We start from the raw sequence: 14,761 nt of genomic DNA, 5'->3' as shown, positions 1-14,761 counted from the left end.
ACCCTCGTCGGGTGGAATCGGTTCGTGGGCCGCCAGAACCGGCGGGCCACAGTCGATCTCCGTATCCGTTCGAGGACCACGTGCCCATGCCCCGCTCGTCCCCGCGCCTACGCCAGTCCGCCCGCGCGCTGCGTCACTGGGCAGCGCGTCCCCATGTGCTGTTCGGCGGCGTGTACGGGGCGGTGCTGGCCAGTTCCATGGTGGCCGCCCTCACCGACCAGGGCGCGACCGCGCCCGCCGCCCGGCTCAGCAGCGCGCAGTGGCTCGCGGTCACGGCCGTCGCCTCGGCCTTGGCGCACGGCTACGCCCATCTGATCGCCCGGCGCGGTGACCAGACCGTTCACGGTGTGCGCGTGGTGGCACGCCTGCTGCTGTCCGAGTGGCCGTTGGTCCTGGCGACGGCACCGACGATGATCCTGCTGCTCGGCGCGGGGTGGGGCTGGTGGTCCTCGCCGGACATCGAGTACGTGGCTTTCGCCGTGAACGTGGTGCTGCTGTTCGCCTGGGGACTGCTCGCCGCCCGCGCCGGAGGCCGCACCTGGGGCTCCGCCTTGAGGATCGGCATGGCGGACGCGCTGCTGGGCCTGGTCGTCGTGGTGGCCAATGCCCTCATCAAGTAGGAGGGCGACCGGCGGTGCCGTTGCCGCGGTCTGCCGGATGTCCTCCTCCGGACCAGCTCGTTCGTCTCCCGTCGGCCCACCGGCAACCGAACCGCTGGGCAACTAAACCGCTAAACCCGCTGTTCCTCCCCGTCGCGCCCGCAAGCACCGGCCTCCAGCAGCAAAAAAGGGTGCTGCGCGAGTGATTGACACTCGAAGCGCCTGTCTCTACGGTCCCTTTCAATTAACCGGTACAGGCAGGCGACGGACAGGGCCTGTCCGGGTGAACGCCGCGAGAACGTCCTCCGTACGGACCCGTTGCCGGAAGCCGCCCGGCAGCGTGGGGCCGCTCACCGTGCGCGGGCGGCTGCCCGCCTGCCGTGCCACAAGCCGACGCGCCGTCTTCCTTTGGACGAAAGAGACGCACATGCCTGGTCGCTGCTCCGCCGCGGCCGGACGCCACAGGCCTCCGGCCCGTCCCGTTCGTGCACCGCCCCCGGCGGACCATCGTTGCGCACCAGGCAGAACGCGGCAGACCGCATCGGACCACCCGCCGGCCGTGCACGTCGGCCGAGCGCGCTCGACACCATCGCACAGGGACACGTGCGTGCCCAAAGGCCCGTCGGTGAGACGGACCGGGACGGCCGCCCCAGAGCCGGGAGACTCACCATGAAGAAGAAGCTGGCCGCAGCCGCGGGCACGGCGATCGCCGTGTGCGCGTCACTGCTCGCGGTCGCACCACAGGCGCAGGCCCAGACGCAGGCCGTGGCCCAGACACAGGCCGACGCCCAGACACAGGCCGACGCCCAGGCCGCCGACACACCGGGGTTCCACATCAGCGCGGGCCGTCTTCTCGACGCCAACGGCAAGGACTTCGTGATGCGCGGCGTCAACCACGCCCACGCGTGGTACCCCGACCGCACCGACCAGGCCCTGAGCGACATCAAGGCCCTGGGCGCCAACTCCGTACGGGTGGTGCTCGCCACCGGCGACCAGTGGACCCGCAACGACGCCGCCGACGTCGCGCACGTCGTCGCCGAGTGCAAGGAGAACCGCCTGGTCTGCGTTCTGGAGGCACACGACACCACCGGTTACGGCGAAGCGGGCGCCGCCGTCCCGCTGTCCAGAGCCGTGGACTACTGGCTCGGCGTCAAGGACGCCCTCGTCGGCCAGGAGAAGTACGTCATCGTCAACATCGGCAACGAGCCGTACGGCAACTCCCACTACGGCGCCTGGACCGCCGACACCAAGACGGCCATCGGACGGATGAGGGCGGCGGGCATCGACCACACCCTCATGGTCGACGCGCCCAACTGGGGCCAGGACTGGTCCTTCACCATGCGCGACAACGCGGCCGCGGTGATGGCCGCCGACCCCGACCGCAACACCCTCTTCGACATCCACATGTACGGCGTCTACGACACCCCGGCCGAGGTCAGCGACTACCTGGGCCGCTATGTGTCCGCCGGACTCCCCGTCGTCGTGGGCGAGTTCGGTGACATGCACTCCGACGGCAACCCCGACGAGGACGCCATCATGGCCACCGCCGAGTCCCGCGGCGTCGGGTACCTCGGCTGGTCCTGGAGCGGCAACGGCTCCGGGGTCGAGTACCTCGACCTGGTGCAGAACTTCGACCGGAGCAGGCTCACCGCCTGGGGGCAACGCCTCTTCAACGGCACCAACGGCATCAAGGCCACCGCCAGGGAAGCCAGCGTCTTCGCGGGCACCGGAAACGACGACACCACCGCCCCCACCGCCCCCGGCACCCCGGCCGTGACCGGGGTCACGGCCGACAGCGTCCGGCTGACCTGGCCGGCGGCCACGGACAACACCGGGGTGAGCGGCTACGACGTCGTACGCGTCGAAGGCGGTCAGGAGACCGTCGCCGCCTCCACCCCCACGACGACGGCCACGGTCACCGGTCTGGCCGCGGACACCACGTACACCTTCGCGGTCTACGCCCGGGACGCGGCCGGCAACCGTTCCCCGCGGTCGGCGACGGTCACCGCCACGACCGACGACAACGTTGTCGGAGCCTGCTCCGTCGAGTACCGGCTGAGTGACTGGGGCAGCTCCTTCAACGCCGACGTCACCATCCGCAACCGCTCCGACAAGGCCGTCGACGGTTGGGAGCTGGTCTTCGACTTCCCCGGCGCCCAGAAGATCAACTCGGTCTGGAACGCCCGGGCGACCCAGCAGGGCGGCACGGTGCGGGCGACCCACGAGGCGTGGACCCGGACGATCCCCGCGGGCGGTTCGGTGAGCTTCGGCCTCAACGGCTCCTCCTCGGGCGGCAACGGCATCCCCACCGCCTTCGCCCTCAACGGCCAGACCTGCGGCTCCTGACACGACAAGGGGTGAGGGGGCGTGGCAGCCGGCCGCGCCCCCTCACCCCTGCGTCCGCTCGTCACGCACGCGGTGAGGCCGTCGACGCCCTCGGCACCAGCGACGGCGTCGCCACGGGCTGGGACCGGACCTCGTGACCGGCGAGCACCTCGAACAGCACCCGCGTCACCTGGGCCCCGAACCCGTGCACGTCGTGACTCATCGCCGACAGCGTCGGATGGGTCAGCCGGCACAGCTGGGAGTCGTCCCAGGCCAGCAGGGACAGATCGTCCGGCACGGAGACGCCCATCTCGGCGGCCACGCCCAGTCCCGCGACCGCCATGATGTCGTTGTCGTAGAGGATCGCCGTGGGCCGCTCGGCGGACAGCAGCAGGGAGCGCGTGGCGCGGGCGCCCTCCTCACCGGAGAAACCCGTTTCGACGTGCAGGCCGCCCTCGAGGCCGAGTTGCTCCATGGTCTCCTCGAACGCGACCGCGCGGATGGCGCTGTGCCCCAGTCCGGTGGGGCCGCCCACGCGCGCGATGCGCCGGTGCCCGAGGGCCGCCAGGTAGCGCACCGCCTCCACGACGGCGGCGGCGTCATCGGTCCACACCGAGGGGAACCCCCCGGTGAGACTGGGATGACCGACCGCCACGGCGGGAAGGCCGAGCCCCCGCAAGGGAGCGATACGAGGATCCTCCTGGTGGAAGTCGACCAGGATCGAGCCTCCTATCTGGCGCTCCCTCCACCAGCGCTCCTGCAGCAGGATCTCCTCCTCCAGGGAGCCGACCAGGCGCAGCAGCAGGGAGCAGTCGCGCTCGGCGAGCACGCTCTCGATGCCGGAGATGAACTCCATGTAGAAGGGTTCGAGGCCGAGCAGGCGGGCGGGCCGGCAGATGGCCAGCCCGATGGTGTCGACCGACTGCCGGGACAGGCTGCGGGCCGAGGAGTTCGGCGCCCATCCCAGCTGCCGGGCCGCGGCGAAGATCCGCTCCCGGGTGGCCTCGGAAACCCCGGGTTTGTGGTTGAACGCCAGGGACACGGCACCCTTGGACACCCCGGCGGCCGCGGCGACGTCCTTGATGGTGACGCGTTCCGAGGGTGCGCTCACGCCGGTTCCACGCAGAAGAGGGCCGCGCGTACGGCGTTGGCTCCCGTCTCGGCCGCTCCCCGCACCCGCAGACGGGCCTGCTCACCGGGCAGCAGCGTACGCAGTCCGGTGTCACAGACGGTGTCCGGCCCGAGCCGGTCGGCCTGCAGCAGGAGGTCGCGTACCAGGGTGTGTGCTGTCACCACGACCTCAACACTATCCCCACCGCTGCTCACCGGGGACTCCACAGCGACGTCGTAGCGCGGAGCGGGGTAGGCGAACTCCTTGTCGACGACGGGGAAGTGCAGGGCGCGCAGTTCGCCGCAGTCGGCGACGAGGAACTCCTTGGCCGACTGCTCGTCGGGTGCCAGCGCCTCCGGCACGGCCTGCCGGTGCACCGAACGTGCCGCGACGCTCACGTCGAGGGTCTGCTCCGCCACCGCGGTGCCGTCCGCCCGCATCCGGCGCAGGGTCACGCGCGCCCGCCAGGGCTCGGCGCCCTGGTTGACCACCGCGAGCACCGGGCCGTCGGGCGCGGGCTGGAGGGTGAGGAGGCGGTCGGCGTAGACCCGGCGCAGCTCGTGGTAGAGCGGCTTGAGCCGGCCGTCGCCGTCGACGGCCGACCAGGAGCTGACCGGCCAGCAGTCGTTGAGCTGCCAGACCACCGTGCCGGCGCACACCGGCCAGTGCGAGCGCCAGTGCTCGATCCCGGTGGCGATGGCGCGGGCCTGCACCACCTGGGTGAGGTAGTGCCAGCGGTCGAAGTCGTCCCCGGGCAGGTCGAAGTGGCGCTCCAGGCCCCGGTTCAGCTTGCCGTTGCCGTCCTCCGCCTTCTGGTGGTGCAGCATGCCGGGGGAGTCCGGAGCGAGCCGCTCGCCGGGCAGCGCGCGCCGCAGGGTCGTCAGCGCGGGCGGGGCCTGCCAGCCGAACTCCGATACGAAGCGGGGCACCGAGTCGCGGTACTCGGCGTAGTCCCGGCGGTTCCAGACCTCCCACGAGTGGTAGGTGCCGTGGGCCGGGTCGTTGGGGTGGTGGTCCCACGAGCCGGACCAGGGGCTGCCCGCGGTGTAGGGGCGGGTGGGGTCGAGTTCGGCGACGATCCGGGGGAGCAGCCCCAGGTAGTAGCCCTCGCCCCAGGAGTCCCCGCCGAGCTCGGGCTCCCAGTCCCAGTCGCGGAAGCCCCACAGGTTCTCGTTGTTGCCGTTCCACACCACCAGGCTCGGGTGCGGCATCAGTCGGACAACGTTGTCTCGCGCCTCTGCCTCGACCTCGCCGCGCAGCGGCTGCTCCTCGGGGTAGGCGGCGCAGGCGAAGAGGAAGTCCTGCCAGACCATCAGGCCCAGCTCGTCACAGGCGTCGTAGAAGGCGTCGTCCTCGTAGATCCCGCCGCCCCAGATGCGCACCAGGTCCACGCCCGCGTCGGCCGCCTGCCGCAGCCGGGTGCGGTAACGCTCGGGCGTGATCCGGGAGGGGAAGACGTCGTCCGGGATCCAGTTCACGCCCCGGGCGAAGACGCGTACGCCGTTGACGACGAGGGTGAAGCCGGTGCCGTGCTCGTCCTCGGAGCGGTCGAGGACCACCTCCCGGAAGCCGATCCGCCGGTGCCAGGAGTCCAGCGGTCGCTCCTCGGACCCCTCGTCGACGAGGACCAGCTCCATGTCGTACAGGGGCTGCTCGCCGTACCCGCGCGGCCACCACAGGGACACGTCGGGCACGTCGAGCGTCAGCACGGCCTGGTTCCCGTCCACCGAGGTCCGGGCCCGCACGCCGCCCACCGTGGCGCGCACGGCGAGGGGGCGGTCCGCCCCCTGCGCCGTGCGTTCGATGCCGACGCGCACCTCCACGCGGCCGGTGCCGTCGGCGACCGTCACCAGTGGACGCACCTCGGCCAGGCGGGCCGTCGACCAGCGCTCCAGCCGCACCGGCCGCCACATGCCGGCGGTCACCAGGGTGGGGCCCCAGTCCCAGCCGAAGCTGCACGCCATCTTGCGGATGTACTGGAAGGGCTCGGGGTAGACGTTGGGGCGGTCACCCGTCAGCGCGCGCACCGACTCGGCCTCGTCGTAGGCGGAGGCGAAATCGACGTGCAGGGGCCCGCTGAGGCCGGTGACGTCGAAGCGGTAGCGGCGGTGCATGTTGCGGGTACGGCCCAGCTCCCGCCCGTCCAGCGTGACCACCGCGGCCGTGTCCAGGCCGTCGAAGACCAGGTCGGTCCGCTCGTGCCCCGCCCGGTCCGTGTCGGCGGCGGCGAGGTCGCGGACGTAGCTCCAGGCCCGCTGTCCGACCCAGGCCACCTCCGCTTCGTTGGCGCCGATGAAGGGGTCCGGGATCAGGCCGGCCGTGAGCAGGTCGGTGTGGACGCAGCCGGGCACCTGGGCGGGCAGCAGGTTCTCACTGTGGCGAAGGCCCCAGCCCTCGGTGAGCTGGACAACTTCCTTCATGTGCGGCTCCTTCGGCAGGACGGGCCCGGTTTCGTGTACAACGCAGCTCAACCTAAACCCCCGGTGGTGAACCGGTCTAGCCCTGTGTTTCGGCAGGTGTTCAGGGCGAATTCCTGTAGGTGTGCAGTTGGAAGGGGTGGTTCCGACCTCGACGCCTTGATGCAGGTAACGATTAAGTATCGCGGCTGAGAGAGAAGCTTTACCGGTTCACCGTCGGCTGACATAGTCGCCGTCAACCACCGGAGCCCGAGCCGTAGTCCTTGGAAGGAGCTGGGCACATGGGGAAGAAGACGCTGAGCGTCGCTCTGCTCACCACCGCGATGCTGACCGTCGCGGGGTGCAGCGGAGGAGGGAGCCCGAACGCTGACGAGACGGCCGCCGCGCCGGTCAACCCGGACGGCGTCTCGGGCGACATCACCGTCCTGACCAACCGCACCGACCTGGTGCAGGACGGCACCATGAAGAAGTACGCGGAAGACTTCAACAAGACCTACCCCAAGGTGAAGGTCAAGTTCGAGGCCCTCACCGACTACGAGGGCGAGGTCAAGATCCGCATGAACACGGAGGACTACGGCGACGTCCTGCTGATCCCGGCGGTGGTGGCGAAGGGGGACTACCCCAAGTTCTTCGCCCCGCTCGGCGACACCGCCTCGATGAAGGACACCTACCGCTTCACCGACAAGACCGACGTCGGCGGCAAGACGTACGGCATCGCCACCTTCGGCACCGCCAACGGCTTCGCCTACAACAAGGCGCTGTGGAAGAAGGCCGGCATCACCGACTGGCCGACCACCGCCCAGCAGTTCCTCGACGACCTCAAGGCGGTCAAGGAGAAGACCGGCGCCACCCCCTACTACACGAACTTCAAGGACGGCTGGCCGCTCAGCAGTCCGTGGACCAACAGCATCGGCTCGGTGAGCTGTGACAGCCAGGCCTCCGACAAGCTGGCCGAGATGGACAAGCCCTGGGGTGAGGGCACCGAGCTGAACGCGCTCGACGGCCTGCTCCACGACATCGTCCACGAGAAGCTGTCCGAGAAGGACCCGGCCACCACCAACTGGGAGAGCTCCAAGACCCTCCTGGCCAAGGGTGAGGTCGGCAGCATGATGCTCGGTTCCTGGGCGATCAACCAGATGCGGGACGCGGCCGAGAAGGCCGGCAAGAACCCCGACGACATCGGCTTCATGCCCGTCCCGGCGCAGCAGGGCGGCAAGTTCTGCGCCACCCTGGTCTCGGACTACCAGCAGGCCGTCAACATCCACTCCGACCACAAGAGCGCGGCCCGGGCCTGGATCGACTGGTTCACCGAGAAGTCCGGTTACGCGACCAAGGAGGGCGCCGTCTCCGCCCTGAAGGCCGAGGCGATGCCGACCACGCTCAAGGGCTATGTTGACAACGATGTCAAGATGGTGGAGCGTTCCGAGGCCAAGACGGCCGAGGTCAACGCCATCGACAACGCCTCCGAGATCGGCCTGGCCAAGCCCGACTACCGGCAGAAGCTGATCGACATCGCCCGCGGGGCCGTGGACGGATCACGCGAGGACTACTTCGACGAACTGAACAAGCGCTGGTCCGAGGCTCGGCAGACCGCCGGCTCCTGAACCGTCGCCCGCCGGGTCCCGGCCTTTCCGGCCCCCTGACCGGGACCCGGCGTAGCAGCGCCCTCAGCGGACGACGAAAGGCCCTGGCTCCGCAATGACCCGAACCGCATCCACCGCATCACCGCCCGCTCCGGCCGCCGAGCCGGGCCGGACCGGCAAACAACCCTCCCGGCAGCGCGCGCGGGGCGGCACGTCCTGGCGGCACCAGCCGTTGCGCCGCGTGACCCCGTGGCTGTTCCTCCTCGCTCCCCTCGCCCTGCTGGTCACGTTCACCTACGTGCCCGTGGGCAACATGCTCTACTACAGCTTCACCGACTGGGACGGCGTCAGCCCCGAGCGGAACTTCGTCGGCACCGAGAACTACACCGAGCTGTTCACCCGGCCCGAGCTGTTCCGGGTCTTCGCGGTGAGCCTCTACTACCTGGCGGCGTCGTTCGTGCAGGTCGCGATCGCCCTGTACTTCGCCACCATCCTCAGCTTCGACCTGCGCTTCAGGAACCTGTTCAAGGGCATCCTGTTCTTCCCCTACCTGATCAACGGGGTCGCGATCGGCTTCGTCTTCCTGTACTTCTTCCAGGACGGCGGCACGCTCGACTCGGTCCTGTCCTGGTTCGGCGTCGGCACCGACCACGCCTGGCTGGGCAGTCCGGAGTCGGCCAACACGTCCCTCGCGGGCGTGTCCGTATGGCGCTTCACCGGCCTCAACTTCGTGTTGTTCCTCGGCGCCATCCAGTCGATCCCGGGCGAGCTCTACGAGGCGGCCCAGCTCGACGGCGCGAGCCGGTGGCAGCAGTTCCGGCACATCATCGCGCCGAGCATCCGGCCGGTGCTGAGCCTCAGCGTCATCCTGGCGATCTCCGGCTCCCTGTCCGTCTTCGAGATCCCGTACATCATGACCGGCGGCGCGACCGGTACCTCGACCTTCGTCATCCAGACGGTGAAGTTCGCGTTCCAGTTCAACAAGACCGGCCTGGCCTCGGCCTGCGCGGTGGTGCTCCTGGCGATCATCCTGCTGATCACCTGGATCCAGCGCCGCCTCGTGCCCGACGAGAAGGTGGACCTCGTATGACCATCACCGCCCCTCCCGAGCAGCGGTCGCGGCGCCGGCTCGGCATCGCGACCACGCTGACGTACCTGTCCCTGGTCGTCGCCTCGCTGGTGGTGCTGCTCCCGCTCGTCGTGGTGTTCCTGACCTCCCTGAAGTCCTACGACGAGATAGCGGACGGCCAGGGCGCGCTCGCCCTGCCGGACGACTGGCTGAACTTCTCCAACTACGCCACCGCGTTCAGCGACGGCCACATGCTGACGGCCTTCGGCAACACGGCCTTCATCCTGCTGTTCTCCATCACCGGCACCGTGCTCATCGGCTCGATGACGGCGTACGCGATCGACCGCTTCGACTTCCGCTTCAAGAAGCTGGTCATGGCCCTGTTCCTGATCGCCACCCTGGTCCCTGGGGTGACCACCCAGGTCGCCACCTTCCAGGTCGTCAACAGCTTCGGCCTGTTCGACACCCGCTGGGCGCCCATCCTGCTCTACATGGGCACCGACATCGTGTCGATCTACATCTTCCTGCAGTTCATCCGGGGCATTCCCACGTCCCTGGACGAGGCCGCGCGGCTCGACGGGGCCAACGCCTTCACCATCTACCGGAAGATCATCTTCCCGCTGCTGAAGCCGGCGATCGCCACCGTGGTGATCATCAAGGGCATCACCACGTACAACGACTTCTACATCCCCTTCCTCTACATGCCGTCAGAGGAGCTGGGCACCATGTCCACGGCCCTGTTCCGGTTCAAGGGGCCGTTCGGCGCGCACTGGGAGAACATCTCGGCCGGAGCCATCCTCGTGATCGTCCCGACCCTGGTGGTCTTCCTGTTCCTGCAGCGCTACATCTACAACGGGTTCGCGCAGGGAGCGACGAAGTAGCGCGCCGTATGCCGGGGCACGGGGCACGGGGCAGCGCCCCGTCGCGCCGTCGATCGGTTCGCGCGGGATGTCCGGGTGCCGGCGTGGCGGCCGGTCCCGTCGGTCAGGCGGGTGAGGGCCCGCCGGACGCCGGGGGCGGGGCACCCGGCCGCGGCCGGGGGAGCGGTCCGCCGAGTCGGCGCACCCGTCGAGCACCCTGTTCGCGGGGTCGGCGGTCTCCCGGTGGCGGGCGCGGGCGACGACGTCGGCCACGCCGCCGTCCTGCAGCGCGGCCCGGAACGTTCGTCCGCCGTTCGGCGACGACGGCGCCGGGGCGGTTCCCGGCCGCCTCGACCGGGTCCGTGCGGACGTCGAGGCGTGGGAGAAGCGGAGCAGGGCGACGGGCTTCGACGGCTGCCCCTCCGTCAGCCGGGGAGGCCGCTCGAACGGCCGAGGGCGTCGCACGTCCGTGCGGCGCCCTTGTGCATCTCCTCCGGAACCGTCAATCTTTCGGCTGACGCACCAAAGCCGCCCCAGAATTGACATGATCATGCCTTATGGGGGCGGTCTGCTCGGCGTGCACGAGAACCCCACCACGCACCACCGACTGAGGAGGACCCCTCACATGGCAGTGCTGCGTCACCACCCCCACCGCACCACCCGGCGAAGACTGGCCGCCCTCAGCGCCGTGGCCACCGCGGCCCTCGCCGCGGGCCTCGTCTCCGCGCTGCCCGCCACCGCGGCGGAGGGCAGCATCCAGTACGAGGACGCGGCGAACGCGGTCCCCGGCAGCTACATCGTGACCCTGAAGGCGGACGAGGCGAAGGCCGGTACCGCCGAGGGCCGCGCCGTCGCCGAGCGCCACGGCGCCGACATCGAGCGCACGTACACCAAGGCCCTCAACGGCTACGCGATCGAGGCCTCCCAGACCGAGGCGAGGCGTCTCGCCGCCGACCCGGCCGTCGCCTCCGTGGTCCAGAACCGCACCTTCCACGTCACCGGCACCCAGCCCAGCCCGCCCTCCTGGGGCCTGGACCGCATCGACCAGCAGAACCGCCCGCTGGACAACTCCTACACCTACCCGGACAGCGCCGGGCAGGGCGTGACGGCGTACGTCATCGACACCGGCGTCCGCATCACGCACACCGACTTCGGAGGCCGTGCCTCCTACGGCTACGACGCCATCGACAACGACAACACCGCCCAGGACGGCCACGGCCACGGCACCCACGTCGCCGGCACCGTCGCGGGCGGCTCCTACGGCGTGGCCAAGCAGGCGAAGGTCGTCGGTGTCCGGGTGCTCGACAACTCCGGCTCCGGCACCACCGACCAGGTCGTCGCCGGCATCGACTGGGTCGCCCGCAACGCCGTCAAGCCCGCCGTCGCCAACATGTCCCTCGGCGGCGGCGCCGACAGCGTCCTGGACACGGCCGTCCGCAACGCCATCGCCTCCGGCATCACCTTCGCCGTCGCGGCCGGCAACGAGTCCACCAACGCCTCCACCAAGTCCCCGGCCCGGGTGACGGAGGCGATCACGGTCGGCGCCACCACGTCGAGCGACGCCCGCGCGAGCTACTCCAACTACGGCTCGGTCCTGGACCTGTTCGCGCCCGGCTCGTCCATCACCTCGGCCTGGAACAGCGGCGACTCGGCCACCAACACCATCTCCGGCACGTCCATGGCGAGCCCGCATGTCGCCGGCGCCGCCGCGCTCTACCTGGCCGACCACCCCACGGCCACCCCCGCCCAGGTCTCGTCCGCGCTGACGTCCGCCGCCACCAGCGGCGTCGTCACGAACCCGGGCACCGGCTCGCCCAACCGCCTGCTGTACGTCGGCGACGGCGGCACGACGCCCCCGCCCGGTGACCGCTTCGAGAACACCGGCGACTACACCATCCGGGACAACGCCACCGTCGAGTCCCCGGTGACCGTCTCCGGCGTCCCGGGCAGCGCGCCCTCCTCCCTGGCCGTCGAGGTGAACATCGTCCACACCTACATCGGCGACCTCCAGGTCCAGCTGGTCGCCCCGGACGGCACGGCGTACACGCTCAAGTCGTACGGCACTGGCGGCAGCGCCGACGACATCAACACCACGTACACCGTGAACGCGTCCTCGGAGACCGCGAACGGCACGTGGAAGCTGAGGGTCAGCGACAACGCGTCGAGGGACACCGGGCGGATCGACGCCTGGGCCCTGCAGTTCTGACAGCGGCCCGGCTCAGTGAAGGAACCCGCCCTCGCGGTACGGCTCCGGGTCGGTGACCCAGCCCGCCGCGAGGGCGAGGCGCGTGTGCCGGTGCACGGCGAGGAACCCGAAGGGGCGGTCGAGGACGGCCCGGACGGTGGTGCTCAGCCAGAGCGGACGAGGCGCGGCGCATCCGATCGCGCCGACCGCCGTCACCGCCGCGGCCTCGAAGCCCCGGGCGCCGAACCGGGCCAGGGCGGACTGCCGGGCCGCCTCGACGCACAGGGGGTGCGGGCTGATGCCGGGGAAGTGACCGGGCACGGCCCGCACGGCCGACGCGAGCCCGAACAGTTCCGGACGTTCCAGCAGGTCGTGGCCGGCCGTCACGGCGTACGCGGGCGTCGTCACGTCGAGCGTCGGCGGCCGGGGCGTCCCCGTGCGCTCCCGTCCGACACCGAGCCCGGGGCCCGCCTCGCCGTACGGCAGACGGGAGCCCGGTGTCACCGGATGCGTACGCGCGAGGACGCCGATCCCCGCCCCGAGCACCTGTCCGGGGGGCATGCCCTCCTCGCCGAGCAGCAGATGGACGTCGACGGCGGTGTCGCCCAGCACCTTCAGCTCGGTGACGTGGCCGTGGGGCGTGTCCGCCACGCCGACCCGGTCCAGCAGTGCGCTCTCCCGGTGCAGGCCCAGCAGTTCACGCCCCTCCCAGGGGCCGCTCTCCGGCGCGAGGTACGTCTCCCGGAAGGGCCGCAGCCACCGGGTGCGCAGCGCCAGCGCGCTCGCCAGCACCAGGTCGGTGTCCGGCGTCACCCGCACCGGCATCCGCTCGATCAGCCCGCCCGTGCGCCGCTTCGCCCACACGTCCAGCGCTTCCCGGTCGGCTCCCGTGTCGCCCGTGAGCACCCCGTGCGTCCCGGTGGGCAGCCCCGCCACCCACGCGTCGCGCAACTCCAGCGTGCGCCTGGTCCACAGGCCCAGGGCCGTCTCCGTGCCGCGCACGGAGCCGAGCCCGGCGAGCAGTTCCCGGGCCGCGCCGGCCGCCCGGCCGGCGCTCACGCCCAGCGCGTCCTCCAGTTCCGCCCGTACGGCGCCCGCCGCGCCGTCCGCGAGGAGGGCGAGCACCGGCCACACACCCACCGCGGAGAACACCGTGCCGCCGTTCGTGGTGGCCGCCCAGCGCGCGGTGAGGCCGTTCACCGCCCGGACCGTCGCACCGGTGACCCGCATGCCGCCCCCCTCCGCCCCGCGCTTACGATGCGCCAGACCGTACGGTCCCGCAGCCGCACCCCGTGTGCCGCACTCCGGGGACCGGCCGTCCGCCGCACCCCGCCCGACCGCCTGAACAGGAGCACACGGTACCCGTGTCCATGCCGCCACCGCCGGGGCCCCAAGGGCCGTACCCCCAGGGTCCGTACGCTCCCCCGTGGGGCCACCCCTACGGGTCCGTCCCTCCCCGGCCGGCGCCCGTCAACGGGGTCGCCATCGCCGCGTTCGTCCTCGGCGTCCTCTGCTTCGTGCCGGCCGTCGGGCTCGTGCTGGGACTGGTCGCCCTCGGCCAGATCAGGCGGAGGGGCGAACGGGGCAAGGGGTTCGCCGTGGCCGGTTCCGTGCTGTCCTCCGTGGGGCTGGCCCTGTGGGTGGTGACGCTCTCCACCGGCGCCGCCACCGACTTCTGGGAGGGCGTCGAGGACGCCGCGCGGGGTGAGGGCACCGCCTACGCGCTCGAGAAGGGGCAGTGCTTCACCACCCCCAGCGGCTCGCTGCAGGGCGTGACGTACGACGTCGACGAGGTGTCCTGCGAGGCGGAGCACGACGGCGAGGTCTTCGCCACCTTCCAGCTGCCGGGCGGTTCCTTCCCCGGCGACGAGGAGATCACGCGCACCGCCGACGAGCGGTGCTACGCGCTCCAGGACGGCTACGCCATGGACCGGTGGGCCCTGCCGGTCGACGTCGACGTCTACTACCTGACACCGACCGCGCAGAGCTGGCGCGCGGGCGACCGGGAGGTCACCTGCCTGTTCGGGAACGCGGACGAACGGGCCACGCTGACGGGCTCACTGCGCAACGACGGCAGGAGCCTCGACCCGGACCAGCACGCCTACCTGGTGGCGGAGGGCTACCTCAACCGGGCCATGGACGAGGCGCCCGCGGCGGAGGCCGTCGAGGACGACTTCGCGGGCCACCGGATCTGGGCGGGGCAGGTGTCGGAGGCGCTCAGGGGCGAGATCGGGATGCTGGACAGGCACGAGTGGCCCGCCGGCGCCGAGCGGCCGGTCGCCGACCTGGTCGAGGACCTCAGGGCGGCTCAGGAGGAATGGGGCCTCGCGGCGAAGGCCACCGACCCCGAGTCGTTCTACGAGCACTACGGCAAGGGGTACGACCTGCTCGGGGCCGACACGACGGTGACCGCCCGCGAGGCTCTGGGTCTGGCCACGAACCGTCCGGAGTACGAGGAGGGCGGTGACGGCGGGGGAGAGAGCCCGGGCAGACAGGTGTGACGGCGGTGCCAGCGGGGAGAAAGTGCCTGCGTGATGCCCTTCCCGGCCACAAGTCATCACATCGAGTGATTCTCTGGCCTTTGCTTGCCTGGGACATCCCACGGTTGCCAC

At 71.0% G+C, this 14,761-nt stretch carries 10 protein-coding genes; 7 read left to right on the top strand and 3 right to left on the bottom strand.

Going from position 1 to position 14,761, the window contains the following annotated elements:
- Positions 1-86 precede the first annotated feature (86 nt).
- Positions 87-620, top strand: coding sequence for a hypothetical protein (locus KUM32_RS08725; RefSeq protein WP_217141227.1), 534 nt, complete (start codon positions 87-89; stop codon positions 618-620).
- 648 nt (positions 621-1,268) lie between these two features.
- Positions 1,269-2,945 carry a cellulase family glycosylhydrolase gene (locus tag KUM32_RS08720; RefSeq protein ID WP_217141226.1) on the top strand — a complete coding sequence of 559 codons (1,677 nt, stop codon included), beginning with the start codon at positions 1,269-1,271 and terminating at the stop codon, positions 2,943-2,945.
- Positions 2,946-3,006: 61 nt separating this feature from the next.
- Here the strand turns inward: KUM32_RS08720 and KUM32_RS08715 are convergent, their stop codons facing one another.
- Both KUM32_RS08715 and KUM32_RS08710 read right to left on the bottom strand, forming a co-directional pair.
- The gene (locus KUM32_RS08715) at positions 3,007-4,035 is read right to left on the bottom strand and encodes a LacI family DNA-binding transcriptional regulator (RefSeq protein WP_217141225.1); all 1,029 of its coding nucleotides are present in this window, start codon (positions 4,033-4,035) and stop codon (positions 3,007-3,009) included.
- Positions 4,032-6,455 (bottom strand): glycoside hydrolase family 2 protein, encoded by a 2,424-nt coding sequence (locus tag KUM32_RS08710; protein ID WP_217141224.1) that lies wholly within the window; start codon positions 6,453-6,455, stop codon positions 4,032-4,034. The genes KUM32_RS08715 and KUM32_RS08710 overlap by 4 nt, the downstream gene beginning before the upstream one ends.
- Before the next feature lie 278 nt (positions 6,456-6,733).
- On the opposite strand from KUM32_RS08710, the gene KUM32_RS08705 reads away from it, so the two are divergent.
- The 4 genes from KUM32_RS08705 to KUM32_RS08690 all read left to right on the top strand — a co-directional run bounded on the left by KUM32_RS08705 (position 6,734) and on the right by KUM32_RS08690 (position 12,170).
- The gene (locus KUM32_RS08705; RefSeq protein WP_217141223.1) at positions 6,734-8,056 is read left to right on the top strand and encodes an ABC transporter substrate-binding protein; all 1,323 of its coding nucleotides are present in this window, start codon (positions 6,734-6,736) and stop codon (positions 8,054-8,056) included.
- A 94-nt stretch (positions 8,057-8,150) separates the two neighbouring features.
- Entirely contained in the window at positions 8,151-9,125 is a 975-nt protein-coding gene (locus KUM32_RS08700) for a carbohydrate ABC transporter permease (RefSeq protein ID WP_217141222.1), read from the top strand.
- On the top strand, positions 9,122-9,985 hold the full coding sequence (locus tag KUM32_RS08695; protein WP_217141221.1) for a carbohydrate ABC transporter permease: 864 nt from the start codon (positions 9,122-9,124) through the stop codon (positions 9,983-9,985). Before KUM32_RS08700 ends, KUM32_RS08695 begins: the two co-directional genes overlap by 4 nt.
- 604 nt (positions 9,986-10,589) lie before the next feature.
- Entirely contained in the window at positions 10,590-12,170 is a 1,581-nt protein-coding gene (locus tag KUM32_RS08690) for a S8 family peptidase (RefSeq protein WP_217141220.1), read from the top strand.
- A gap of 12 nt (positions 12,171-12,182) precedes the next feature.
- Here the strand turns inward: KUM32_RS08690 and KUM32_RS08685 are convergent, their stop codons facing one another.
- Positions 12,183-13,379, bottom strand: a complete 1,197-nt coding sequence (locus tag KUM32_RS08685) for a serpin family protein (protein ID WP_217141219.1) — start codon at positions 13,377-13,379, stop codon at positions 12,183-12,185.
- 134 nt (positions 13,380-13,513) lie between these two features.
- Between KUM32_RS08685 and KUM32_RS08680 the strand changes: the two genes are divergently transcribed.
- Positions 13,514-14,650 carry a DUF4190 domain-containing protein gene (locus tag KUM32_RS08680; protein WP_374227493.1) on the top strand — a complete coding sequence of 379 codons (1,137 nt, stop codon included), beginning with the start codon at positions 13,514-13,516 and terminating at the stop codon, positions 14,648-14,650.
- Positions 14,651-14,761: the final 111 nt, after the last annotated feature.

Source organism: Streptomyces sp. AC627_RSS907 (assembly GCF_019049165.1).
The sequence above is the reverse complement of the archived record's forward strand: the minus strand, read 5'-3'. Positions and strand labels throughout refer to the sequence as shown.